We start from the raw sequence: 20,613 nt of genomic DNA, 5'->3' as shown, positions 1-20,613 counted from the left end.
CTGTGGATATTCTTTTTGTATTCACCCAAAACACTGTGGGAGCGAGCCTGCTCGCGAAAACCGTTTCACATTCAGCACCTGGGCTGACTGATAAACCGCTTTCGCGAGCAGGCTCGCTCCCACAGGGGATCTCTGCATGGCTGGGGAGCCCGACTGAATCAGGCTCCCTTCAACGGTTTACAGTTTGATCCACGTCGCCTTCAGTTCGGTGTACTTGTCGAACGCGTGCAGCGACTTGTCACGACCGTTGCCCGACTGCTTGAAGCCACCGAACGGTGCAGTCATGTCGCCGCCGTCGTACTGGTTGACCCACACGCTACCGGCGCGCAGCGCCTTGGCGGTCAGGTGTGCCTTGGAGATGTCCTGAGTCCACACCGCAGCGGCCAGGCCGTAAGGCGTGTCGTTGGCAATCTGGATGGCTTCTTCAGCCGTGTCGAAAGCGATGACCGACAGCACCGGGCCGAAGATCTCTTCCTGTGCGATCTTCATCGCGTTGCTCACGCCGTCGAAAATCGTCGGCTCGACGTAAGTGCCACCGGTTTCCTGAAGAATGCGCTTGCCGCCAACCACCAGTTTGGCGCCGTCGGTATGACCGGACTCGATGTAGGACAGCACAGTGTTCATTTGCTGGGTATCGACCAGCGCGCCGACGTTGGTCGCCGGATCCAGCGGGTTGCCCGGCTTCCAGGCTTTCAGCGCCTCGATCACCATCGGCAGGAATTTGTCCTTGATCGAACGCTCGACCAGCAGACGCGAACCGGCGGTGCAGACTTCGCCCTGGTTGAAGGCGATGGCGCTGGCGGCGGATTCGGCAGCGGCTTGCAGATCGGGGGCATCGGCAAAGACGATGTTCGGGCTCTTGCCACCGGCTTCCAGCCACACGCGTTTCATGTTCGATTCGCCGGAATAAATCATCAATTGCTTGGCGATCTTGGTCGAACCGGTGAACACCAAAGTATCCACATCGTTGTGCAGGGCCAGCGCCTTGCCCACGGTGTGGCCGTAACCCGGCAGCACGTTGAGCACGCCTTTCGGAATGCCGGCCTCGACAGCCAGCGCCGCGATACGGATGGCGGTCAGCGGCGACTTTTCCGACGGTTTGAGGATCACCGAGTTACCGGTCGATAGCGCCGGGCCGAGTTTCCAGCACGCCATCATCAGCGGGAAGTTCCACGGCACGATGGCGCCAACCACGCCGACTGGCTCGCGGGTCACCAGACCCAGTTGATCGTGCGGCGTAGCGGCGACTTCGTCGTAAATCTTGTCGATCGCCTCACCGCTCCAGCTCAGCGCTTGCGCCGCGCCCGGCACGTCGATGTTCAGCGAATCGCTGATCGGCTTGCCCATGTCGAGGGTTTCGAGCAGTGCCAGCTCTTCGGCATGCTGTTTCAACAGGCCGGCGAAGCGAATCATGGTGGCTTTGCGTTTGGTCGGCGCCAGGCGCGACCACACGCCTGAATTGAAGGTAGCGCGAGCGTTTTCCACAGCACGCTGGGCGTCGGCGGCGTCACAGCTGGCAATTTTGCCCAGCAGACGGCCATCGACCGGGCTGATGCATTCGAAAGTCTCGCCGGAGACGGCGTCGGTGTATTCGCCATTGAGGTAGGCGCGGCCTTCGATCTTCAGGTCGCGGGCGCGTTGTTCCCAATCGGCACGAGTCAGGGTGGTCATTCAGGTGTCCTCCTCTTGTTGAATACGAGCGCCGCGCGATCTTCGCCGACGTCCTCAGCAATTCTGCCCGGCCAGCCTGCATTTCGGCCCGAGGCACCCGCCACCCTAAACCAGCGGCCGGGTTTGTTTCAATATATTTGACATAAGGCGGCCATACGACCTTGCAGTGTTGATTTTAATCAACATAGACTTTGGCCTTTTCCAGCCTTGCGCCGCATTTACGGGAGATAACAACAATGAACATCCAGAACGTCGTCGACATCAGCCTGACCTCCAGCGAAGCCGAACGCTATCGCCCGGACCCGGCCAAAGTACTCAAGGGCGATCCCGAGCAGGCAGTGTTCCATCAATATGAAAGTCCTTGCGGGCAGATGGGTGTCGGCGTGTGGGAAGGTGCGGTGGGTCAGTGGACGGTGAACTACACCGAGCATGAATACTGCGAAATTCTCCAGGGTGTTTCGGTGCTGCGTGACAGCGACGGCAACGCCAAGACGTTGCGCGTGGGTGATCGTTTTGTGATTCCGGCAGGGTTTCGCGGCACGTGGGAAGTGCTGGAGGCTTGCCGCAAGGTCTATGTGATCTTCGAACAGAAGGGCTGAGGATTTTCGCTGGCTGATCTGGCCACATCGCTGGCAAGCCAGCTCCCACAGGTTTTTGGTGAACGCATAATTTGTGAACTCCCCCAGTTACTGTGGGAGCTGGCTTGCCAGCGATGAGGTCCGGACGGGCGCGACAAAACCTGAGAAACAAAAAAGGCCCGTATCGTGAGATACGGGCCTTTTTTGTAAGTCGGGAAAAATCAATTACTTGATTTTGCCTTCCTTGTACATCACGTGCTTGCGAACAACCGGATCATATTTCTTGATCTCGATTTTGTCCGGGGTAGTACGCTTGTTCTTGTCGGTAGTGTAGAAGTGACCAGTACCGGCGCTCGAGATCAAACGAATCAATTCACGCATGATTAGCTCCCTTAAATCTTGCCATCGCGGCGAAGTTCGGCGAGCACGACAGTGATGCCACGCTTGTCGATGATACGCATGCCTTTGGCAGATACGCGCAGACGCACAAAACGTTTCTCTTCTTCAACCCAGAAGCGGTGATGCTGCAGGTTCGGCAGGAAACGACGACGGGTTTTGTTGTTTGCGTGGGAAATGTTATTCCCAGTCACCGGACCCTTACCGGTAACTTGACATACTCTCGACATGCCTCAGCCCTCTAAAACCACATGCCCAACCCGGCATGGGTTGGCCGCTTAATCTCTCAGTCATTTGGCGCCAGGCGCCGCGTTTCTTTAGAGGTCTTACCGGCTACACCTACAGTGAAGGAACCGGGCCCCTAGAAAAGAGCGCTGCTTTATACCAGAAAGACTGGGGTGCAACAACTTTCCGTGTGCAATCAATCCACAAAAAGGCGCAGATTCTGCTCGCGAACGCCTTGGACAAAGGCCGCGACGGGGTTTTACCACTCGTCGAAGAAAACCGCTCATGCGCCCGACTCTTGCTCGTCGTTGCACCGGGCACACACCGGAGCTGCGTAAAAACGTCCCCAAAAATACAAAAGGGGATAGTCATTTGCAATCGCGACCTCTAGGGTAGGACTTTTCCAGACTGCACTTGCAGATGGGCCTTCGATCTGTAAAAGGAAACCGACCATGCGCCTCGCTGCCCTACCCCTGCTGTTCGCCCCGCTCCTGCTAAGCCCTCTGGCCCAGGCCGCCGCGCTAAGCGTCTGCACCGAGGCGAGCCCTGAAGGCTTCGATGTGGTGCAGTACAACTCGCTGACCACCACCAATGCATCGGCCGATGTGCTGATGAACCGCCTGGTTGATTTTGACACTGCCAGCGGCAAGGTCATCCCGAGCCTGGCCGACAGCTGGGAAATCAGCACCGATGGCCTGACTTATATCTTCAAATTGCACCCGCAGGTCAAATTTCATACAACCGAATACTTCAAGCCAACCCGCGAGCTGACTGCCGAAGACGTCAAATTCAGTTTCGACCGCATGCTCGATCCGGCCAATCCTTGGCACAAAGTTGCCCAAAGCGGCTTCCCTCACGCGCAATCGATGCAGCTACCGGCGCTCATCAAGAAGATCGACGCGCTGGATCCGCTGACTGTGCGCTTCACACTTGATCACCCGGACTCGACGTTTCTGGCGACCCTGAGCATGGGTTTCGCCTCGGTCTATTCCGCTGAATACGCCGACAAACTGTTGAAGGCCAACGCCACCGACAAGCTCAACAGCCAGCCCATCGGCACCGGCCCGTTTGTCTTTACGCGATTCCAAAAAGACGCCGCGGTCCGCTACAAGGCCAACCGGGACTACTTCCGTGGCAAGCCCGCCGTGGACCCGCTGATCTTCGCGATCACGCCAGATGCCAACGTGCGCCTGCAAAAACTGCGACGCGATGAATGCCAGATTGCCCTGTCGCCAAAACCCTTGGACGTACAGGCTGCGCTGAAAGAGCCGACGCTGAAAGTCGAAAAAACCGACGCGTTCATGACCGCCTTCGTCGGCATCAACAGCCAGCATCCGCCACTGGACAAACCGGAAGTGCGCCAGGCGATCAACCTTGCCTTCGACAAGGCCAACTACATCAAAGCCGTGTTCGAAGACACGGCTGAAGCGGCCAATGGCCCTTACCCGCCGAATACCTGGAGCTACGCGAAAGGCCTTCCGGGCTACCGGCACGACGTGGCGAAAGCCAAGGCGCTGATGGCCAAGGCCGGCTTGAAGGATGGCTTCCAGACCACCATCTGGACGCGGCCGTCGGGCAGTCTGCTCAACCCGAACCCGAGCCTGGGCGCACAGATGCTGCAATCGGATCTGGCGCAAATCGGCATTCAGGCGGAAATCCGTGTGATCGAATGGGGCGAGCTGATTCGCCGCGCCAAGGCTGGCGAGCATGATCTGTTGTTCATGGGCTGGGCCGGCGACAACGGCGACCCGGACAACTTCCTCACGCCGCAGTTTTCCTGCGCCGCGGTCAAGTCCGGCACCAACTTCGCACGCTACTGCAACGCTGATCTCGACAAGCTGATCAGCGCCGGCAAGACCACCAGCGAACAAGGCGTGCGCACCAAGCTCTACGAGCAGGCGCAGACGCAGATTCAGCAGCAGGCCCTGTGGCTGCCGCTGGCACACCCAACGGCGTTCGCGCTGACACGTAAAGACGTTCAGGGTTACTCGGTCAGCCCGTTTGGCCGGCAGGACTATTCCAGGGTCAACCTCAAGTAACCGTCACGCTATAAAAACCTGTGGAAACTGGCTTGCCAGCGATGAAGGCGGCACATTCAGCTTGAATGTTGCCTGTCGGCCATCGCTGGCAGGCCTGCTCCCACAAGGTTGTGCATGATCCTGAGACTTACATCCAGCCGCACTCCGCCATCGACAGCGGCTCACCCTCCCCCACGATGAAGTGATCGAGCACCCGCACATCAATCAGGTCCAGCGCCTCTTGCAAACGCTTGGTCAACAACTGATCCGCCTGACTGGGATCGCTGTTACCGGACGGGTGGTTGTGACAAAGGATCACCGCCGCCGCGTTATTGGCCAGACAACGCTTCACCACCTCGCGGGGATGTACGCTGGTATTGTCGATGGAGCCGCGAAACAGCGCCTCGAACGTCAACACTTGGTGCTTGGAGTCCAGAAACAGACAACCAAATACCTCATGCGGCTCGTGGCGCAGCATCGATTTGAGGTAATCGCGGACCGCCTGCGGATTCTCCAGTGCGGGTTTCTTGCGCATACGCTCAGCCAGATGCCGACGGCCCATTTCCAGCACCGCCTGTAACTGAGCGAACTTCGCCGGCCCTAATCCCAATTCCTTGCTGAATTGTGCAAGATCGGCCTCCAGCAACACGCGCAGGCTGCCGAATTGAGTCAACAGGTGTCGCGCAAGATCCACCGCGCTTTTTCCAGTGACTCCAGTGCGTAAGAAGATCGCCAGCAATTCGGCGTCGGAAAGGCTCGCAGAGCCCTGTTCAAGTAGCTTCTCCCGCGGTCGCTCCGCCGCAGGCCAATCACGAATACTCATACACTTTCCCTGTCTGTGGGCGCCGCTGTTCCGTAGCGGTCGCTGTGATATCTTAGCCCATCTTTTTTGCGGGCGGATTCACCCTGGGGAGGGGGTTTCGCCACGTATGTCACCCACGAAATCAAAGGCAGACCTATGCAGCGGCTGTATCGGAAACGCATCGTTCTGGGCGTCGGCGGCGGCATCGCTGCCTACAAGAGCGCCGATCTGGTTCGTCGCCTGATCGACCAGGGCGCCGAAGTGCGTGTGGTCATGACCCATGGCGGCGCCGAGTTCATCACCCCGCTGACCATGCAGGCGCTGTCCGGGCACCCGGTTCACCTGGATTTACTCGACCCTGCCGCCGAAGCGGCGATGGGCCACATCGAACTGGCCAAGTGGGCCGATCTGGTGCTGATCGCCCCGGCCACCGCCGACCTGCTCGCCCGCCTGGCCCAAGGCATCGCCAACGATTTGTTGACCACGCTGGTGCTGGCCACCGACGCCGTCGTGGCGCTCGCTCCGGCAATGAATCAGGCGATGTGGCGCGACCCCGCGACCCAAGCCAACCTGCAACTGCTTCAAAGCCGCGGCCTGAAGACGTTCGGCCCGGCCTCCGGCAGCCAGGCCTGCGGCGACGTCGGCATGGGCCGCATGATGGAAGCTACCGATCTGGCGCAGTGCGCGGCGGACTGCTTCCAGCGTCAGGCGCTGACTGGCAAGCACGTCGTCATTACGGCCGGCCCGACCCAGGAAAACATCGATCCGGTGCGTTACATCACCAACCATAGCTCCGGAAAAATGGGCTTCGCCTTGGCCGAAGCGGCGGTGGAAGCCGGCGCCCGCGTGACCTTGATCAGCGGCCCGGTGCACCTGCCGACCCCGGATCGCGTCACGCGCATCGACGTGGTCAGTGCCCGCGACATGCTCGCGGCGTGCGAATCCGCGATCCCTTGTGATGTGTTCATTTCCTCGGCAGCGGTGGCGGATTACCGTCCGGAAGTCATCGCCCCGCAAAAACTCAAGAAAGATCCTACGAGCGGCGACGGCTTCGTCCTGCAAATGGTGCGCAACCCAGACATCTTGGCCACCATCGCGACCCGCCCCGATCGTCCGTTCAGTGTCGGTTTCGCCGCCGAGACCGAACACCTGCTCGACTACGCTGCACGCAAGCTGAAGGACAAGAATCTCGATTTGATCGTCGCCAACGACGTCGCCAACCCGAGCATCGGTTTCAACAGCGAAGAAAACGCCTGCAGCGTAATTGACCGTGAGCTTCACGCCACGGTTTTCGCCCAGACCAGCAAGAGCAAGATCGCTCGCCAACTGGTCACTTTTATCGCCGAACGTCTGAACCAGGTTTAATTTACATGCACGCTTTGCAAGCCAAGATCCTCGACCCACGCATCGGCACCGAATTCCCGCTGCCACAATACGCCACCCCGGGCTCCGCCGGCCTCGACCTGCGCGCCATGCTGGAGCAGGACATCGTGATCAAACCGGGTGAAACCGTACTGATCCCGACTGGTCTGTCGGTCTACATCGGTGACCCGAACCTCGCCGCGCTGATCCTGCCTCGCTCGGGCATGGGCCACAAACACGGCATCGTGCTGGGCAACCTGGTTGGCCTGATCGACTCCGATTACCAAGGCCCGCTGATGGTTTCCTGCTGGAACCGCGGCCAGACCGATTTCACCATGGCCGTCGGCGAACGCCTGGCGCAACTGGTGCTGGTGCCGGTGGTACAGGCGCATTTCGAGATGGTCGAAGCGTTCGTCGAAACCGAACGCGGTACCGGCGGTTTTGGCCATACCGGCACCAAATAATTCGTGCGGGAGCCATGCCATTTGCCCTGTCATGGCCCTTTCATACCACGAACTCTCTGCGGAAAACGCCGTCATACCCTTCAGTTTGAGCTTGCCGTCGAATGAGTCGTCGGTCTGTCCAGTCACTTTTGAGATGGAGCATTTCCGCAGATGACCACCCCCGCCCAAGTTGCACCAAAGCTGCCCGACAGCATCTTCCGCGCCTATGACATTCGCGGCACCGTGCCGGAATTCCTCAACGCCGAAACCGCTTACTGGATCGGCCGCGCCATCGGCTCGCAGAGCCTTGCCCAAGGCGAACCCAATGTGTCCGTCGGTCGCGACGGCCGCTTGTCCGGGCCGGAACTGGTCGCTGAACTGATCCGCGGTATCGCCGAGAGTGGCTGCCACGTCAGCGATGTCGGCCTGGTGCCCACTCCGGCGCTGTACTACGCCGCCAACGTCTTGGCCGGCAAGTCCGGCGTGATGCTCACCGGCAGCCACAACCCGTCGAACTACAACGGTTTCAAGATCGTCATCGCCGGCGACACGCTCGCCAACGAACAGATTCAAGCTCTGCACGAACGCCTCAAGACCAACAATCTGAGCAGCGGCAACGGCAGCGTCACCCAGGTCGAGATCCTCGACCGCTACAACACCGAGATCGTCCAGGACATCAAACTGGCGCGGCGCCTGAAAGTCGTGGTCGATTGCGGCAACGGCGCGGCTGGCGTGATCGCACCGCAACTGATCGAAGCGCTGAACTGCGAAGTCATCCCGCTGTTCTGCGAAGTTGACGGCAATTTCCCCAATCACCACCCGGACCCGGGCAAGCCGGAAAACCTCGTCGACCTGATCGCCAAGGTCAAGGAAACCAACGCTGATATCGGTCTGGCGTTCGATGGTGATGGCGACCGTGTCGGCGTAGTAACCAATACCGGCAGCATCGTTTTCCCGGATCGCCTGTTGATGCTGTTCGCCCGTGACGTGGTGGCGCGCAACCCCGACGCGGAAATCATCTTCGACGTCAAATGCACCCGTCGCCTGGTACCGCTGATCAAGGAGTACGGTGGTCGGCCGCTAATGTGGAAGACTGGTCATTCGTTGATCAAAAAGAAAATGAAACAATCCGGCGCGCTGCTGGCCGGTGAAATGAGCGGGCACATTTTCTTCAAGGAACGCTGGTTCGGTTTCGACGACGGTATCTACAGCGCCGCACGTCTGCTGGAGATCCTCAGCAAGGAAAAATCCACCGCGGAGGAGCTGTTTGCGACCTTCCCGAACGATATTTCTACGCCGGAAATCAATATCCATGTGACCGAAGAGAGCAAATTCAGCATCATTGATGCACTGCACGACGCACAGTGGGGCGCAGGCGCTGACCTGACCACCATCGACGGCGTGCGTGTCGACTACGCCAAAGGCTGGGGCCTGGTGCGCGCGTCCAACACCACACCGGTGCTGGTGCTGCGCTTCGAGGCCGATGACGAGGCTGAATTGCAGCGCATCAAGGATGTGTTCCACGCCCAACTGAAACGCGTTGCACCTGATCTCCAACTACCGTTCTGATCCACCCGGAGCCCTGAATGACCCTCGAACGCGAAGCCGCCGCCAACACTGCCAAGGTCCTGTCCGAAGCACTGCCTTACATCCGACGCTATGTCGGCAAGACCCTGGTGATCAAATACGGCGGCAACGCGATGGAAAGCGAGGAGCTGAAAACCGGCTTCGCCCGCGACATCGTGCTGATGAAAGCCGTGGGTATCAACCCGGTGGTTGTGCACGGCGGCGGTCCGCAGATCGGTGATCTGCTCAAGCGCCTGTCGATCGAGAGCCACTTCGTCGACGGCATGCGCGTCACCGACGCCGCAACCATGGACGTGGTGGAAATGGTCCTCGGCGGCCAGGTCAACAAAAGCATCGTCAACCTGATCAACCGTCATGGCGGCAGCGCCATCGGTCTGACCGGTAAAGATGCCGGGCTGATTCGTGCGAAGAAACTGACGGTCACTCGCCAGACCCCGGAGATGACCCAGCCGGAAATCATCGACATCGGTCACGTCGGCGAAGTGGTCGGGATCAACACCGAACTGCTGAACCTGCTGGTCAAAGGCAATTTCATCCCGGTGATTGCGCCAATCGGTGTGGGTGAGAACGGCGAGTCGTACAACATCAACGCCGATCTGGTGGCCGGTAAAGTTGCCGAAGCGCTGAAAGCCGAGAAGCTGATGCTGCTGACCAACATTGCCGGCCTGATGGACAAGTCAGGCACGGTTCTGACCGGCCTGAGCACCCAGCAGGTTGACGATCTGATCGCCGACGGCACGATCTACGGCGGCATGCTGCCGAAGATCCGTTGCGCACTGGAAGCGGTTCAGGGTGGTGTGGGCAGCTCGTTGATCATCGACGGGCGCGTACCGAATGCGATCCTGCTGGAAATCTTCACCGACACCGGTGTGGGTACGCTGATCAGCAATCGCAAGCGTCCCTGATCGCTGAAACGTAAAGGTCGCAGCCTGCGGCAGCTCTTACAGGAACTTCATTTGTATGAAGCCCCTGTAGGAACTGACAAAGTCTGCGATCTTTTTTATGCGCGCAGGAAGCGTCTGACTTAACACAGCGAAACGTCCGACATCCCCTCAGAACAAATCTCCCTAGGATCTTCCCCTCATCCACCGGAGATTTACCCATGCAAAAAGACTACGTTCCATACGGCAGTGACATTTCAGCAGGTAGCTACGCCTGCCTGGACTGTGGCCGAGAGTATTCAGGCCCCTCGCAAACATCGATGCCACCCTGCCCTGACTTCACCGAAGTCTCTCACCCTCTGAAAGGCTGGAAAGTACTCACGGGCCAAGGGGATGCCTCCCAGGATCCGTACCCGGCAGACAGCGAAAAATAACCCCGGGGACTTAGTAAGTTGTGCGGTGCCGCTGACTTGCGCTTTTGCAGCGATGTTTTACGTCAACCTGCCCGCCGCTGTGCGCATCTTTCGCAGCAGCACGCTGGGCCTTTGGGCCTTCGATGCCGATCGCACGCTGTGCGTGATGGTTGGTGATGGCGCTACTGGCATTTGCACTGTTTAACGCCGGATTGACGGCGAAATTGCTCAGAAAATAGCGAAGTCTGCGATACAAAAAGACCCCGTTCAGCCTGACTGAGCGGGGTCTTTTTTATTTCTGCAGGCGCCGCGTCAAACGCCGAACTGGGCGCGGTACGCTTCCACGGCTGGCAAATGCTGCTTGAGCTGCGGATCGTCAGCGAGGAACTCCAGCACCTGGTTCAGCGACACAATGCTGATGACCGGGATGCCGAAATCGCGCTCCACTTCCTGGATTGCCGACAACTCACCGTTGCCGCGCTCCTGACGGTTCAGGGCGATCAGCACGCCGGCGGCCTTGGCACCGTCCTGGGAAGCGATGATCTGCATCACTTCGCGGATCGCGGTACCGGCGGTGATCACGTCGTCGATGATCAGCACATCACCGGTCAGCCGGGCGCCAACCAGACTGCCGCCTTCGCCGTGGGCCTTGGCCTCTTTGCGGTTGAAGCACCATGGCAAGTCACGGTCGTGATGCTCGGCCAGCGCGACGGCGGTGGTCGCTGCCAACGGAATGCCTTTGTACGCCGGGCCAAACAGCACGTCGAAAGAAATGCCGCTCTCGGCAATGGCTGCGGCGTAGAACCGACCCAGCTGCGCCAGGGCCGAACCCGTGTTGAACAGGCCGGCATTGAAGAAGTAAGGACTGGTGCGCCCGGACTTCAGGGTGAACTCACCGAAGCGCAAAACGCCGCGATCGATGGCAAAACGAATGAAATCGCGCTGATACGCTTGCATGAAAAAAACCCCAAATACCACGGATTTAGCTAATTAGCTTGACGCCGTGTATCATACACGCACGCGATTTTTGGGGCCATTTATGCGGATCATCAGTGTGAACGTCAATGGTATTCAGGCTGCAGTCGAGCGTGGTTTGCTCAGTTGGCTGCAAGCACAGAATGCCGACGTCATCTGCCTGCAGGACACCCGTGCCTCCGCCTTTGAACTGGATGACCCAGCCTTCCAACTGGATGGCTACTTCCTTTATGCCTGCGATGCTGAAGTCCCCGCCCAAGGTGGCGTGGCTTTGTACTCGCGGTTGCAACCGAAGGCTGTCATCAGCGGTCTCGGTTTCGAGACGGCCGACCGCTACGGGCGCTACCTGCAAGCAGATTTCGACAAAGTCAGTATTGCCACCTTGCTGCTTCCTTCGGGGATGAACGGCGATGAGGATTTGAACCAGAAGTTCAAGCTCATGGACGACTTCGGCAAGTACCTGGACAAACAGCGGCGTAAACGTCGCGAGTACATTTATTGTGGCTCGCTGTACGTCGCGCAGCAGAAGCTCGACATCAAGAACTGGCGCGACAGCCAGCAATCCCCGGGCTTCCTGGCGCCAGAACGCGCCTGGATGGACGAGATTGTCGGCAACATGGGCTATGTAGATGCCCTGCGCGAAGTCAGCCGTGAAGGCGACCAGTACAGCTGGTGGCCGGACAATGAACAGGCCGAGATGCTCAATCTGGGCTGGCGCTTCGACTACCAGATCCTGACGCCAGGCCTGCGGCGCTTTGTGCGCAGCGCACGCCTGCCGCGTCAGCCTCGGTTCTCGCAGCACGCGCCGCTGATCGTCGACTACGACTGGACGCTGACCATCTAAGCTTCGTTTCAGACAAAAAAATGCCCGTATCGCGAGATACGGGCATTTTTTGTGCCTCAGATTAAAGTGGTCCGAAGCTCAGACGGCGACAAAAAACGGCAAGACCAGGTAGAGCTTGATCACGATGACATTGATGATGTCGATGAAGAATGCACCCACCATCGGCACCACGAGAAAGGCAATCTGCGAAGGACCGTAGCGTTGTGTCACCGCCTGCATGTTAGCGATGGCCGTCGGTGTCGCACCCAGCCCAAAACCACAGTGCCCCGCTGCCAATACCGCCGCGTCGTAGTTACGGCCCATCATTCTGAACGTCACGAAAATCGCAAACAGCGCCATGACCAGTGTTTGCGCAGCGAGGATGATGAATATTGGTAGTGCCAATGCCGCCAGGTCCCACAGCTTGAGCGACATCAAGGCAATCGCCAGAAACAGCGACAGACTGACATTGCCCAACACCGAGACTTCGCGCTCGAATACCTGATACAAGCCCAGCGCTGACAGGCCGTTACGCAGAACGACACCCACGAACAAGACGCAGACAAACGTCGGCAACTCGAATGCGGTGCCGTGCAGCAACCCATTGAGCAGATTGCCGGCCAACAGGCTGACGGCGATCAGCGCAAGCGTCTCGATAAACGAAAACGGGGTGATCGAGCGCTCCTTGTTCGGCTGCTCGAAACCTTTTGGCAATCGCGGCGTTTCTTGCGGGTGGCATCCGGGCACCCGAACACGCTTGATGAGCAGGCGAGCCACGGGACCACCAATCAACCCACCCAACACCAGACCAAACGTCGCAGATGCGATGGCGAGCTCGGAAGCGGATGCCAGACCGTACTTTTCACTAAACACCGTGCCCCACGCAGCGCCTGTGCCATGACCGCCCGCCAGCGTTATCGAACCTGTCAGCAGGCCCATCAACGGGTCCAGCCCCAGCGCAGTGGCAAGACCGATGCCCAAGGCATTCTGAACCACCAGCAAGCCGGTCACCGCCAGCACGAATATGCCCACTACACGCCCGCCTTTCTTCAGGCTTGCAAAATCGGCACTCAAGCCAATAGTGGCGAAAAACGCCAGCATCAAAGGGGTTTGCAGTGAAGTGTCGAAGCGAACCTCGATGTCGAACGTTCGTAGCAACAGAAGAGCCAGCGCGACGACCAGGCCACCGGCGACGGGCTCAGGAATATTGTAATTACGCAGAAAAGCAATACGTGTAACAAGTCCGCGTCCTAGCAAAAGCACCACGGAAGCGGCCACAAGCGTTCCATAAAAATCGAGCTGAATCATTGGGATTATTCTTGGCTATATATTCAGAGGCGAACTTTATACCCGTCCACACCTCATGAATTGGCTGACTGTCTCAACACTGATTGAATTGGATTTCAAGGACCTTCGCTGGCCTGAATATATCGAAATATTCTGCAGGAATATGACGTGCGGGGACTTTAACAACCACTCCGTCTGATTGCCAAGGATGTGGGCAATACTATGTTGGCGCAGTTGTGACTAAAGATGTAAAACACTGATGTATATAGCAATCTCAACGACCACTCATCGCAGCAAGATTATTCCTACACACTTTTCAAACTGGGTTAATTGCATAAATGCAAAATCTTTTGTAGGTGTTGATCGCTACTTGATCAGGCGCCAAGTAAACGGATAGCGATAGGGAAAACCTTCGTTAGCTTTCACACCACCGATGATCGCCAAAACCAACGCAGCAATGGTAACCAGCCCATAAAGGAAGAAACCTACGATGACCAGCATCAGCAGAATGCAGATCGCCGTAGCAATCGCGACGGTGATCTGAAAATTCAGCGCCTCTTTGCCCTGTGCATCGATAAACGGATCCGACTCACGCTTCATCTGCCACAAAATCAGCGGCCCGATCAGATTGCCGAAAGGAATCCAGATCCCCAGCAAGGCGGACAAGTGACAAAACATCGCCCATTGACGAACCTTCTGGCTCGGTTTGGGCAGCAACTCCTGATCACTCATCGCGTCCTCCTTGCGGGTTATCAACCTGATCAGTCAGCCAATGCTGACTTCTGCAGTTCGAAGATTTCGTTCATGCCTTTCTTGGCCAGTTCCAGCATGGCGTTCAGGTCTTCAGGCTGGAACGGCGCGCCTTCAGCGGTGCCCTGCACTTCGATGAAGCCACCGGAGCTGGTCATCACCACGTTGAGGTCGGTCTCGGCGGCGGAATCTTCAAGATAGTCCAGATCCAGCACTGGCTCGCCTTGATACATGCCCACCGATACAGCGCCGATCATTTGCTTGAGCGGGTCGCCGCCCTTCAGGCCGCCGCGCTTCTTGATGACCTTCAACGCATCGACCAGGGCCACCATGGCGCCGGTGATGGAGGCGGTGCGGGTGCCGCCGTCAGCCTGAATCACGTCGCAGTCGACATAAAGGGTGACGTCGCCCAGCTTGGACATGTCCAGCGCAGCGCGCAGGGACCGGCCGATCAGACGCTGGATCTCCAGGGTGCGGCCGCCCTGCTTGCCGCGACTCGCTTCACGCTGGTTACGCTCGCCGGTGGCGCGCGGCAGCATGCCGTACTCGGCAGTCAACCAGCCCTGACCCTGGCCTTTGAGGAAACGCGGCACGCCGTTTTCGACGCTGACGGTGCAGATGACTTTGGTATCACCGAATTCGACCAGTACGGATCCCTCGGCGTGTTTGGTGTAGTTGCGGGTAATGCGGATCGAGCGGAGCTGATCGGCAGCGCGACCACTTGGACGTTTCATAGGAAATACCTGTACTGGGGACGGAAAACTGCCGAGCATTATAGAGCGGTGCACCGCCACTGGGCACGGGTTAAAAATCCGCGACGACGACCGAAGGCCCTCAAACACCTATTACCGACGGGCTGCAGCCCTTTGTCACACCGTGTGTTTGGGCGCATTCGCCGCACTGCGCTACAATCCTGCGCCTTTGCTGCCAGTCGGCTTAAATTCATTGATATCGCGCCTGCGGAACTCAGTTTCCGCGCCGATCTGCATTGCGAGGTCACCGCCATGGTGCACAGCATGACCGCCTTCGCCCGCGTCGAAAAAGCCGGCGCACAGGGCACCCTGAGCTGGGAATTGCGCTCGGTCAACAGTCGCTATCTGGAACCCCACCTGCGTCTGCCGGAGTCGTTTCGCGACCTCGAAGGGGCCGTTCGTGAAGCACTGCGTCAGGGCCTGTCGCGGGGCAAGCTGGAATGCACCCTGCGATTCACTGAAGAAAGCACCGGCAAAACGCTGCAAGTTGATCGCGAGCGCGCCGCGCAATTGGTCGCCGCCGCCGAAACGATTGCCGGCCTGATCAAAAATCCTGCTGCTCTCAATCCGCTGGAAGTGCTGGCCTGGCCCGGCGTTCTGGTCGCCGATGCCAGTGACCCGCAAGCACTGAATGCCGAAGCCCTGGCCCTGTTCAATCAGGGGCTGAAGGAACTCAAGGCCGGTCGCGAGCGTGAAGGCTCGGAGTTGGCACGGCTGATCAACGATCGCCTGACTTCCATCGAAGAAGACGTCGTGACCCTGCGTGAACTGGTTCCGCAGATGCTCGCCACCCAACGTCAGAAAGTCCTCGACCGCTTTGCCGACATGAAGGCCGAGCTGGATCCGCAGCGTCTGGAACAGGAAATGGTCATCCTCGCGCAAAAGAGCGATGTGGCCGAAGAACTGGATCGCCTGAGCACTCACATCATAGAAGTACGCCGAGTGCTTAAATCCGGCGGTGCAGCCGGACGGCGCCTCGACTTCCTGATGCAGGAGCTCAACCGCGAAGCCAATACACTGGGCTCCAAAGCCTTCGACCCGCGCAGCACCCAGGCGGCCGTCAACCTCAAAGTGTTGATCGAGCAGATGCGCGAACAAGTACAGAATATTGAGTAAGGCTACCCCGACATGACCCACAGTACCGGCACCCTGTACATCATTTCCGCGCCATCGGGCGCGGGCAAGAGCAGCCTGGTCAAGGCTTTGACCGATGCCAACCCGGAGATCCGCGTGTCGATCTCCCACACCACCCGCGCTATGCGCCCGGGAGAAGTGAACGGCGTGAACTATCACTTCGTAACCCGCGAAGCCTTCGTAAAGATGGGCGAGCACGGTGATTTCCTTGAACGCGCCGAAGTCTTCGGCAACTTCTACGGCACCTCGCAAAGCCATCTGCAACAGACCCTCGATGAAGGCCACGACCTGATTCTGGAAATCGACTGGCAGGGCGCCGAGCAAGTGCGCAAGCTGATGCCGCAGGCACGCTCGATCTTCATTTTGCCGCCATCGCTGCAAGCGCTGCATCAGCGTCTGACCAATCGCGGCCAGGACAGCGACGAGATCATCGACGGGCGGATGCGCGAAGCGGTCAACGAGATGAGCCACTACGTCGAATACGATTACCTGATCATCAACGACGACTTCGCTCATGCGCTGGACGATCTGAAGGCGATTTTCCGTGCCAATCAGTTGCAACAGAAACGCCAACAGGTGCGTTTCGGCAAATTACTGGCCGAATTGCTCGGTTAATCAGCACTTCCCAAAAGCGCTGCAAGGGCTTTACATTGGCACTTGCAGCGCGTTGAAGAGGTTGATCAAAAAATCAGCGCTTCCCTAATCGCTGGTGTTTTTTTAAACTGCTCAGTCCGCTCGCCCAACCGGGCAGCGCGCATATTGCATTCGCTCCGAGGAATACCATGGCCCGCGTAACCGTTGAAGACTGCCTGAACCACGTGGAAAACCGTTTTGAGCTGGTCATGCTCTCTACCAAACGTGCCCGTCAACTGGCCACCGGCGGCAAAGAGCCACTGGTTCAGTGGGAAAACGACAAGCCTACCGTTGTAGCGCTGCGTGAAATCGCTGAAGGCCTGATGAGCTACGAGTTCATCGCCGAACAGGAAATCGTCCAGGATGAACCGCTGTTCGCAGCGTTCGAGGACGAGTCCAACGAGGCCGTCTAAGCCTATGCCTGGTCGACGTAGCACGGCGCAGGGTCACAACGTACGGCAGGAGTCATCATGCCGAGCATAGACGCCCTCGCCGATCGCTTATCGACCTACCTCGGCAATGACCAGGTTAACCTGGTCCGCCGAGCGTATTTCTACGCCGAACAAGCCCACGACGGTCAACGCCGACGCAGTGGCGAGGCGTACGTCACGCATCCTCTTGCCGTGGCAAATATTCTTGCCGACATGCACATGGACCATCAGAGCCTGATGGCTGCGATGCTGCATGACGTGATCGAAGACACCGGTATCGCCAAAGAGGCGCTGCAAGCGCAGTTCGGTGAAACCGTGGCCGAACTGGTCGACGGGGTCAGTAAGCTGACCCAGATGAACTTCGAGACCAAGGCCGAAGCCCAGGCTGAAAACTTCCAGAAAATGGCCATGGCCATGGCACGCGACATCCGCGTGATCCTGGTCAAGCTCGCCGACCGCCTGCACAACATGCGCACGCTGGAAGTGCTGTCCGGAGAAAAACGCCGCCGGATCGCCAAGGAAACCCTCGAAATCTACGCGCCCATCGCCAACCGGCTGGGCATGCATGCCATTCGCATCGAATTCGAAGACCTCGGCTTCAAGGCCATGCATCCGATGCGTTCCGCGCGGATCTACCAGGCGGTCAAGCGCGCTCGGGGCAACCGCAAGGAAATCGTCAACAAGATCGAAGAATCCCTCGGCCATTGCCTCGCTATCGACGGCATCCAGGGCGAAGTCAGCGGTCGCCAGAAACACCTCTACGGCATCTACAAGAAAATGCGCGGCAAGCGTCGGGCCTTCAACGAGATCATGGACGTCTACGCGTTCCGGATCATCGTCGACAAGGTCGACACCTGCTACCGCGTACTGGGTGCTGTGCATAATTTGTACAAACCGTTGCCGGGGCGCTTCAAGGATTACATCGCGATCCCCAAGGCCAACGGCTATCAGTCGCTGCACACCACGCTGTTCGGCATGCACGGCGTACCGATCGAGATCCAGATCCGCACCCGCGAAATGGAAGAGATGGCCAACAACGGCATCGCCGCCCATTGGCTGTACAAATCCAGCGGTGACGAGCAGCCGAAGGGCACTCACGCCCGCGCTCGCCAGTGGGTCAAAGGCGTGCTGGAAATGCAGCAACGGGCCGGCAACTCGCTGGAATTCATCGAGAGCGTGAAAATCGACCTGTTCCCGGACGAGGTCTACGTGTTCACGCCAAAAGGCCGGATCATGGAGCTGCCGAAAGGCTCCACGGCGGTCGACTTCGCCTACGCGGTGCACACCGATGTCGGTAACAGCTGCATCGCCTGCCGGATCAACCGCCGCCTCGCACCGCTGTCCGAGCCGTTGCAAAGTGGCTCCACGGTCGAGATCGTCAGCGCTCCCGGCGCACGACCGAATCCGGCCTGGCTCAACTTCGTGGTCACCGGCAAGGCGCGTACGCACATTCGCCACGCGCTGAAACTGCAACGCCGCTCCGAATCCATCAGCCTCGGCGAACGCCTGCTGAACAAGGTACTCAACGGTTTCGACAGTTCGCTTGAGAAGATTCCGGCCGAGCGCGTCAAGGCGATGCTCACCGAGTACCGCCTCGAACTGATCGAAGACTTGCTCGAAGACATCGGCCTGGGCAATCGCATGGCCTACGTGGTCGCCCGTCGCCTGCTTGGCGAAGGCGAGCAACTGCCTAGCCCGGAAGGCCCGCTGGCGATTCGCGGCACCGAAGGTCTGGTGCTGAGCTATGCCAAGTGCTGCACGCCGATCCCGGGCGACCCTATTGTCGGGCACCTGTCGGCGGGCAAGGGCATGGTCGTGCACCTGGACAACTGCCGCAATATCAGCGAAATCAGGCACAACCCGGAAAAATGCATCCAGCTCTCGTGGGCCAAGGATGTCACCGGCGAATTCAACGTCGAACTGCGTGTCGAGCTGGAACACCAGCGCGGCCTGATCGCCCTGCTGGCCAGCAGCGTCAACGCAGCCGATGGCAATATCGAGAAAATCAGCATGGACGAACGCGATGGTCGTATCAGCGTCGTCCAACTGGTGGTCAGCGTTCACGACCGTGTGCACCTGGCCCGCGTAATCAAGAAACTGCGCGCACTGACCGGGGTGATCCGCATCACCCGCATGCGTGCATAAGTCCACCCTTACAAGGAGTCATGCATGACCAAGACAGTTATCACCAGCGACAAGGCCCCGGCCGCCATCGGCACTTACTCCCAGGCGATCAAGGCTGGCAACACCGTCTACATGTCGGGCCAGATCCCGCTGGACCCAAAAACCATGGAACTGGTTGAAGGCTTCGAAGCCCAGACCGTCCAGGTGTTCGAGAACCTCAAAGCCGTGGCCGAAGCCGCCGGCGGTTCGTTCAAGGACATCGTCAAACTGAACATCTTCCTCACCGACCTGAGTCACTTCGCCAAGGTCAACGAGATCATGGGCAAATACTTCGACCAGCCGTACCCGGCCCGCGCCGCCATTGGCGTTGCTGCCCTGCCAAAGGGTTCGCAGGTTGAAATGGATGCCATTCTGGTCATCGAGTGATGCGCACGGCGCGGCCTTCATACGCCTCGCCGACTGCTCTGCAAGAAAGGTTTTGAAAGGATTCCACCATGCGCAAAGCGCTTGCTCTCTCGCTATTCGCCATTTTCCTCGGCGGCTGCGCCAGCGACCCTGCCGACCGTGACATCAGCGGCACCTGGATCAATCAGGTGGCGATTGATGCTGCCACCCGGGGCGGCTCCCTGCGCGAAGCGCTTCAGGCTTACGGCCCGAACCTGGAGTGGGACGTCAACACCAAGGCCGGCCAAGCCCGCTACACCAACGGTTTTGAGAAAGTCGAAGGTCGGCTGCTGGGCGAACAGTCTGGTGCCTGGAAAGTCGACTTCTATGGCAGCTCCGCCAGCGAGCTGAAGCGCGACGGCAAGCAACTGCAACAGGCCGCCAGCGACAACGAACCGGAACAGCTCTTCGACCGCGCGCAGATCCCGGTGCCCGAGGGCGCGCCGCTCGGTGCGAGCTTCGAACGCGCACTGTATTCAACCTACATGGGCGGCACTTGGAAAATCGCCAATGGTCAGGGCGAAGGCAGCACCGTGCAGTTTCAGGCCGACGGCCAGGTCTCCGGTCTGCCGGGCGCCGATCGTTACGCGTTGTGCCTGGCGGGCGATTGCGCCTCGATGAGCAGTGGCAACGACAGCATGTGGTTGCAGCAGAACGGCCAAGGCAACAACTGGATCTTTGTGCGCAAGGGCAAGGAACTGGAAATCCTGCAAGCGGTAAACACCGCTCTGGCGGATGAACAACCACAGTTCACTGCAGGTGAGCGCAAGTGGTTGCTCGAGAAGCAGTAACCCGCTGCTGAAATCATCGAAGATCCAAATGTGGGAGCGAGCCTGCTCGCGAAAGCGGCGTCACAGTCAGCAGAGATGTTGAATGTGACGACC

20 protein-coding genes and 1 pseudogene are annotated in these 20,613 nt (G+C 58.8%); 13 read left to right on the top strand and 8 right to left on the bottom strand.

Going from position 1 to position 20,613, the window contains the following annotated elements; all coding sequences use genetic code 11:
- Positions 1-177 precede the first annotated feature (177 nt).
- Positions 178-1,671: an aldehyde dehydrogenase gene (locus tag AB4P91_RS06470; protein ID WP_150593453.1), complete on the bottom strand. Its 1,494-nt coding sequence runs from the start codon at positions 1,669-1,671 to the stop codon at positions 178-180.
- A gap of 236 nt (positions 1,672-1,907) precedes the next feature.
- Here AB4P91_RS06470 and AB4P91_RS06465 point away from each other — a divergent pair, with 236 nt between their 5' ends.
- On the top strand, positions 1,908-2,270 hold the full coding sequence (locus tag AB4P91_RS06465; RefSeq protein WP_042561748.1) for a cupin domain-containing protein: 363 nt from the start codon (positions 1,908-1,910) through the stop codon (positions 2,268-2,270).
- Positions 2,271-2,474: 204 nt separating this feature from the next.
- On the opposite strand, the gene rpmG is transcribed toward AB4P91_RS06465, so the two are convergent.
- A complete protein-coding gene (rpmG, locus tag AB4P91_RS06460; RefSeq protein WP_016772554.1) occupies positions 2,475-2,630 on the bottom strand; it encodes a 50S ribosomal protein L33 in 156 nt (51 codons plus the stop codon).
- Positions 2,631-2,641: 11 nt separating this feature from the next.
- Positions 2,642-2,875, bottom strand: a complete 234-nt coding sequence (gene rpmB / locus AB4P91_RS06455; RefSeq protein WP_007920377.1) for a 50S ribosomal protein L28 — start codon at positions 2,873-2,875, stop codon at positions 2,642-2,644.
- A gap of 447 nt (positions 2,876-3,322) precedes the next feature.
- On the opposite strand from rpmB, the gene AB4P91_RS06450 reads away from it, so the two are divergent.
- Entirely contained in the window at positions 3,323-4,909 is a 1,587-nt protein-coding gene (locus AB4P91_RS06450) for an ABC transporter substrate-binding protein (RefSeq protein WP_395604509.1), read from the top strand.
- Between the two features lie 127 nt (positions 4,910-5,036).
- Here the strand turns inward: AB4P91_RS06450 and radC are convergent, their stop codons facing one another.
- The gene (gene radC, locus AB4P91_RS06445) at positions 5,037-5,711 is read right to left on the bottom strand and encodes a DNA repair protein RadC (protein WP_150595964.1); all 675 of its coding nucleotides are present in this window, start codon (positions 5,709-5,711) and stop codon (positions 5,037-5,039) included.
- Between the two features lie 135 nt (positions 5,712-5,846).
- On the opposite strand from radC, the gene coaBC reads away from it, so the two are divergent.
- The 4 genes and pseudogenes from coaBC to argB all read left to right on the top strand — a co-directional run bounded on the left by coaBC (position 5,847) and on the right by argB (position 9,987).
- Positions 5,847-7,055 (top strand): bifunctional phosphopantothenoylcysteine decarboxylase/phosphopantothenate--cysteine ligase CoaBC, encoded by a 1,209-nt coding sequence (coaBC, locus tag AB4P91_RS06440; RefSeq protein ID WP_150593450.1) that lies wholly within the window; start codon positions 5,847-5,849, stop codon positions 7,053-7,055.
- 5 nt (positions 7,056-7,060) lie between these two features.
- Positions 7,061-7,516 (top strand): dUTP diphosphatase, encoded by a 456-nt coding sequence (gene dut / locus AB4P91_RS06435; protein WP_042561752.1) that lies wholly within the window; start codon positions 7,061-7,063, stop codon positions 7,514-7,516.
- A 171-nt stretch (positions 7,517-7,687) separates the two neighbouring features.
- Positions 7,688-9,064 (top strand): annotated as a pseudogene (locus tag AB4P91_RS06430) (phosphomannomutase/phosphoglucomutase); the annotation flags it as partial.
- 17 nt (positions 9,065-9,081) lie between these two features.
- Positions 9,082-9,987 (top strand): acetylglutamate kinase, encoded by a 906-nt coding sequence (gene argB / locus AB4P91_RS06425; RefSeq protein ID WP_150593448.1) that lies wholly within the window; start codon positions 9,082-9,084, stop codon positions 9,985-9,987.
- A gap of 701 nt (positions 9,988-10,688) precedes the next feature.
- Here argB and pyrE read toward each other — a convergent pair.
- Positions 10,689-11,333 (bottom strand): orotate phosphoribosyltransferase, encoded by a 645-nt coding sequence (gene pyrE, locus AB4P91_RS06420; protein WP_395604508.1) that lies wholly within the window; start codon positions 11,331-11,333, stop codon positions 10,689-10,691.
- A gap of 82 nt (positions 11,334-11,415) precedes the next feature.
- Between pyrE and AB4P91_RS06415 the strand changes: the two genes are divergently transcribed.
- A complete protein-coding gene (locus AB4P91_RS06415; protein WP_007920349.1) occupies positions 11,416-12,195 on the top strand; it encodes an exodeoxyribonuclease III in 780 nt (259 codons plus the stop codon).
- A gap of 78 nt (positions 12,196-12,273) precedes the next feature.
- Here the strand turns inward: AB4P91_RS06415 and gltS are convergent, their stop codons facing one another.
- The 3 genes from gltS to rph all read right to left on the bottom strand — a co-directional run bounded on the left by gltS (position 12,274) and on the right by rph (position 14,945).
- On the bottom strand, positions 12,274-13,482 hold the full coding sequence (gltS, locus tag AB4P91_RS06410) for a sodium/glutamate symporter (protein WP_395604507.1): 1,209 nt from the start codon (positions 13,480-13,482) through the stop codon (positions 12,274-12,276).
- 345 nt (positions 13,483-13,827) lie between these two features.
- Positions 13,828-14,193, bottom strand: a complete 366-nt coding sequence (locus AB4P91_RS06405) for a DUF4870 domain-containing protein (RefSeq protein WP_150593445.1) — start codon at positions 14,191-14,193, stop codon at positions 13,828-13,830.
- A 29-nt stretch (positions 14,194-14,222) separates the two neighbouring features.
- Positions 14,223-14,945, bottom strand: a complete 723-nt coding sequence (gene rph / locus AB4P91_RS06400) for a ribonuclease PH (RefSeq protein ID WP_042561757.1) — start codon at positions 14,943-14,945, stop codon at positions 14,223-14,225.
- Positions 14,946-15,215: 270 nt separating this feature from the next.
- On the opposite strand from rph, the gene AB4P91_RS06395 reads away from it, so the two are divergent.
- From AB4P91_RS06395 to AB4P91_RS06370, 6 genes are all read left to right on the top strand, one after another.
- Positions 15,216-16,079, top strand: coding sequence for a YicC/YloC family endoribonuclease (locus AB4P91_RS06395; RefSeq protein WP_150593444.1), 864 nt, complete (start codon positions 15,216-15,218; stop codon positions 16,077-16,079).
- Positions 16,080-16,091: 12 nt separating this feature from the next.
- Positions 16,092-16,712, top strand: a complete 621-nt coding sequence (gene gmk / locus AB4P91_RS06390; RefSeq protein ID WP_042561759.1) for a guanylate kinase — start codon at positions 16,092-16,094, stop codon at positions 16,710-16,712.
- Positions 16,713-16,879: 167 nt separating this feature from the next.
- A complete protein-coding gene (gene rpoZ / locus AB4P91_RS06385; RefSeq protein WP_016985812.1) occupies positions 16,880-17,143 on the top strand; it encodes a DNA-directed RNA polymerase subunit omega in 264 nt (87 codons plus the stop codon).
- A gap of 57 nt (positions 17,144-17,200) precedes the next feature.
- Positions 17,201-19,306, top strand: coding sequence for a bifunctional GTP diphosphokinase/guanosine-3',5'-bis pyrophosphate 3'-pyrophosphohydrolase (gene spoT / locus AB4P91_RS06380; RefSeq protein ID WP_007920338.1), 2,106 nt, complete (start codon positions 17,201-17,203; stop codon positions 19,304-19,306).
- Between the two features lie 24 nt (positions 19,307-19,330).
- Positions 19,331-19,711 carry a RidA family protein gene (locus AB4P91_RS06375; protein WP_003229509.1) on the top strand — a complete coding sequence of 127 codons (381 nt, stop codon included), beginning with the start codon at positions 19,331-19,333 and terminating at the stop codon, positions 19,709-19,711.
- Positions 19,712-19,779: 68 nt separating this feature from the next.
- Positions 19,780-20,520 carry a hypothetical protein gene (locus tag AB4P91_RS06370; protein ID WP_395604506.1) on the top strand — a complete coding sequence of 247 codons (741 nt, stop codon included), beginning with the start codon at positions 19,780-19,782 and terminating at the stop codon, positions 20,518-20,520.
- Positions 20,521-20,613: the final 93 nt, after the last annotated feature.

The sequence above is a fragment of the Pseudomonas sp. B21128 genome (assembly GCF_044218865.1).
Lineage (GTDB): Bacteria > Pseudomonadota > Gammaproteobacteria > Pseudomonadales > Pseudomonadaceae > Aquipseudomonas > Aquipseudomonas iridis.
Note: the sequence above shows the minus strand (reverse complement) of the source record. Positions and strands in the feature narration are given on the sequence as shown.

What these genes read in the sequence shown, in the direction of transcription:
- AB4P91_RS06470 (WP_150593453.1), bottom strand. Translation starts at nt 1,671, where the DNA reads ATGACCACCCTGACTCGTGCCGATTGGGAACAACGCGCCCGCGACCTG.
- AB4P91_RS06465 (WP_042561748.1), top strand. Translation starts at nt 1,908, where the DNA reads ATGAACATCCAGAACGTCGTCGACATCAGCCTGACCTCCAGCGAAGCC.
- rpmG (WP_016772554.1), bottom strand. Translation starts at nt 2,630, where the DNA reads ATGCGTGAATTGATTCGTTTGATCTCGAGCGCCGGTACTGGTCACTTC.
- rpmB (WP_007920377.1), bottom strand. Translation starts at nt 2,875, where the DNA reads ATGTCGAGAGTATGTCAAGTTACCGGTAAGGGTCCGGTGACTGGGAAT.
- AB4P91_RS06450 (WP_395604509.1), top strand. Translation starts at nt 3,323, where the DNA reads ATGCGCCTCGCTGCCCTACCCCTGCTGTTCGCCCCGCTCCTGCTAAGC.
- radC (WP_150595964.1), bottom strand. Translation starts at nt 5,711, where the DNA reads ATGAGTATTCGTGATTGGCCTGCGGCGGAGCGACCGCGGGAGAAGCTA.
- coaBC (WP_150593450.1), top strand. Translation starts at nt 5,847, where the DNA reads ATGCAGCGGCTGTATCGGAAACGCATCGTTCTGGGCGTCGGCGGCGGC.
- dut (WP_042561752.1), top strand. Translation starts at nt 7,061, where the DNA reads ATGCACGCTTTGCAAGCCAAGATCCTCGACCCACGCATCGGCACCGAA.
- argB (WP_150593448.1), top strand. Translation starts at nt 9,082, where the DNA reads ATGACCCTCGAACGCGAAGCCGCCGCCAACACTGCCAAGGTCCTGTCC.
- pyrE (WP_395604508.1), bottom strand. Translation starts at nt 11,333, where the DNA reads ATGCAAGCGTATCAGCGCGATTTCATTCGTTTTGCCATCGATCGCGGC.
- AB4P91_RS06415 (WP_007920349.1), top strand. Translation starts at nt 11,416, where the DNA reads ATGCGGATCATCAGTGTGAACGTCAATGGTATTCAGGCTGCAGTCGAG.
- gltS (WP_395604507.1), bottom strand. Translation starts at nt 13,482, where the DNA reads ATGATTCAGCTCGATTTTTATGGAACGCTTGTGGCCGCTTCCGTGGTG.
- AB4P91_RS06405 (WP_150593445.1), bottom strand. Translation starts at nt 14,193, where the DNA reads ATGAGTGATCAGGAGTTGCTGCCCAAACCGAGCCAGAAGGTTCGTCAA.
- rph (WP_042561757.1), bottom strand. Translation starts at nt 14,945, where the DNA reads ATGAAACGTCCAAGTGGTCGCGCTGCCGATCAGCTCCGCTCGATCCGC.
- AB4P91_RS06395 (WP_150593444.1), top strand. Translation starts at nt 15,216, where the DNA reads ATGGTGCACAGCATGACCGCCTTCGCCCGCGTCGAAAAAGCCGGCGCA.
- gmk (WP_042561759.1), top strand. Translation starts at nt 16,092, where the DNA reads ATGACCCACAGTACCGGCACCCTGTACATCATTTCCGCGCCATCGGGC.
- rpoZ (WP_016985812.1), top strand. Translation starts at nt 16,880, where the DNA reads ATGGCCCGCGTAACCGTTGAAGACTGCCTGAACCACGTGGAAAACCGT.
- spoT (WP_007920338.1), top strand. Translation starts at nt 17,201, where the DNA reads ATGCCGAGCATAGACGCCCTCGCCGATCGCTTATCGACCTACCTCGGC.
- AB4P91_RS06375 (WP_003229509.1), top strand. Translation starts at nt 19,331, where the DNA reads ATGACCAAGACAGTTATCACCAGCGACAAGGCCCCGGCCGCCATCGGC.
- AB4P91_RS06370 (WP_395604506.1), top strand. Translation starts at nt 19,780, where the DNA reads ATGCGCAAAGCGCTTGCTCTCTCGCTATTCGCCATTTTCCTCGGCGGC.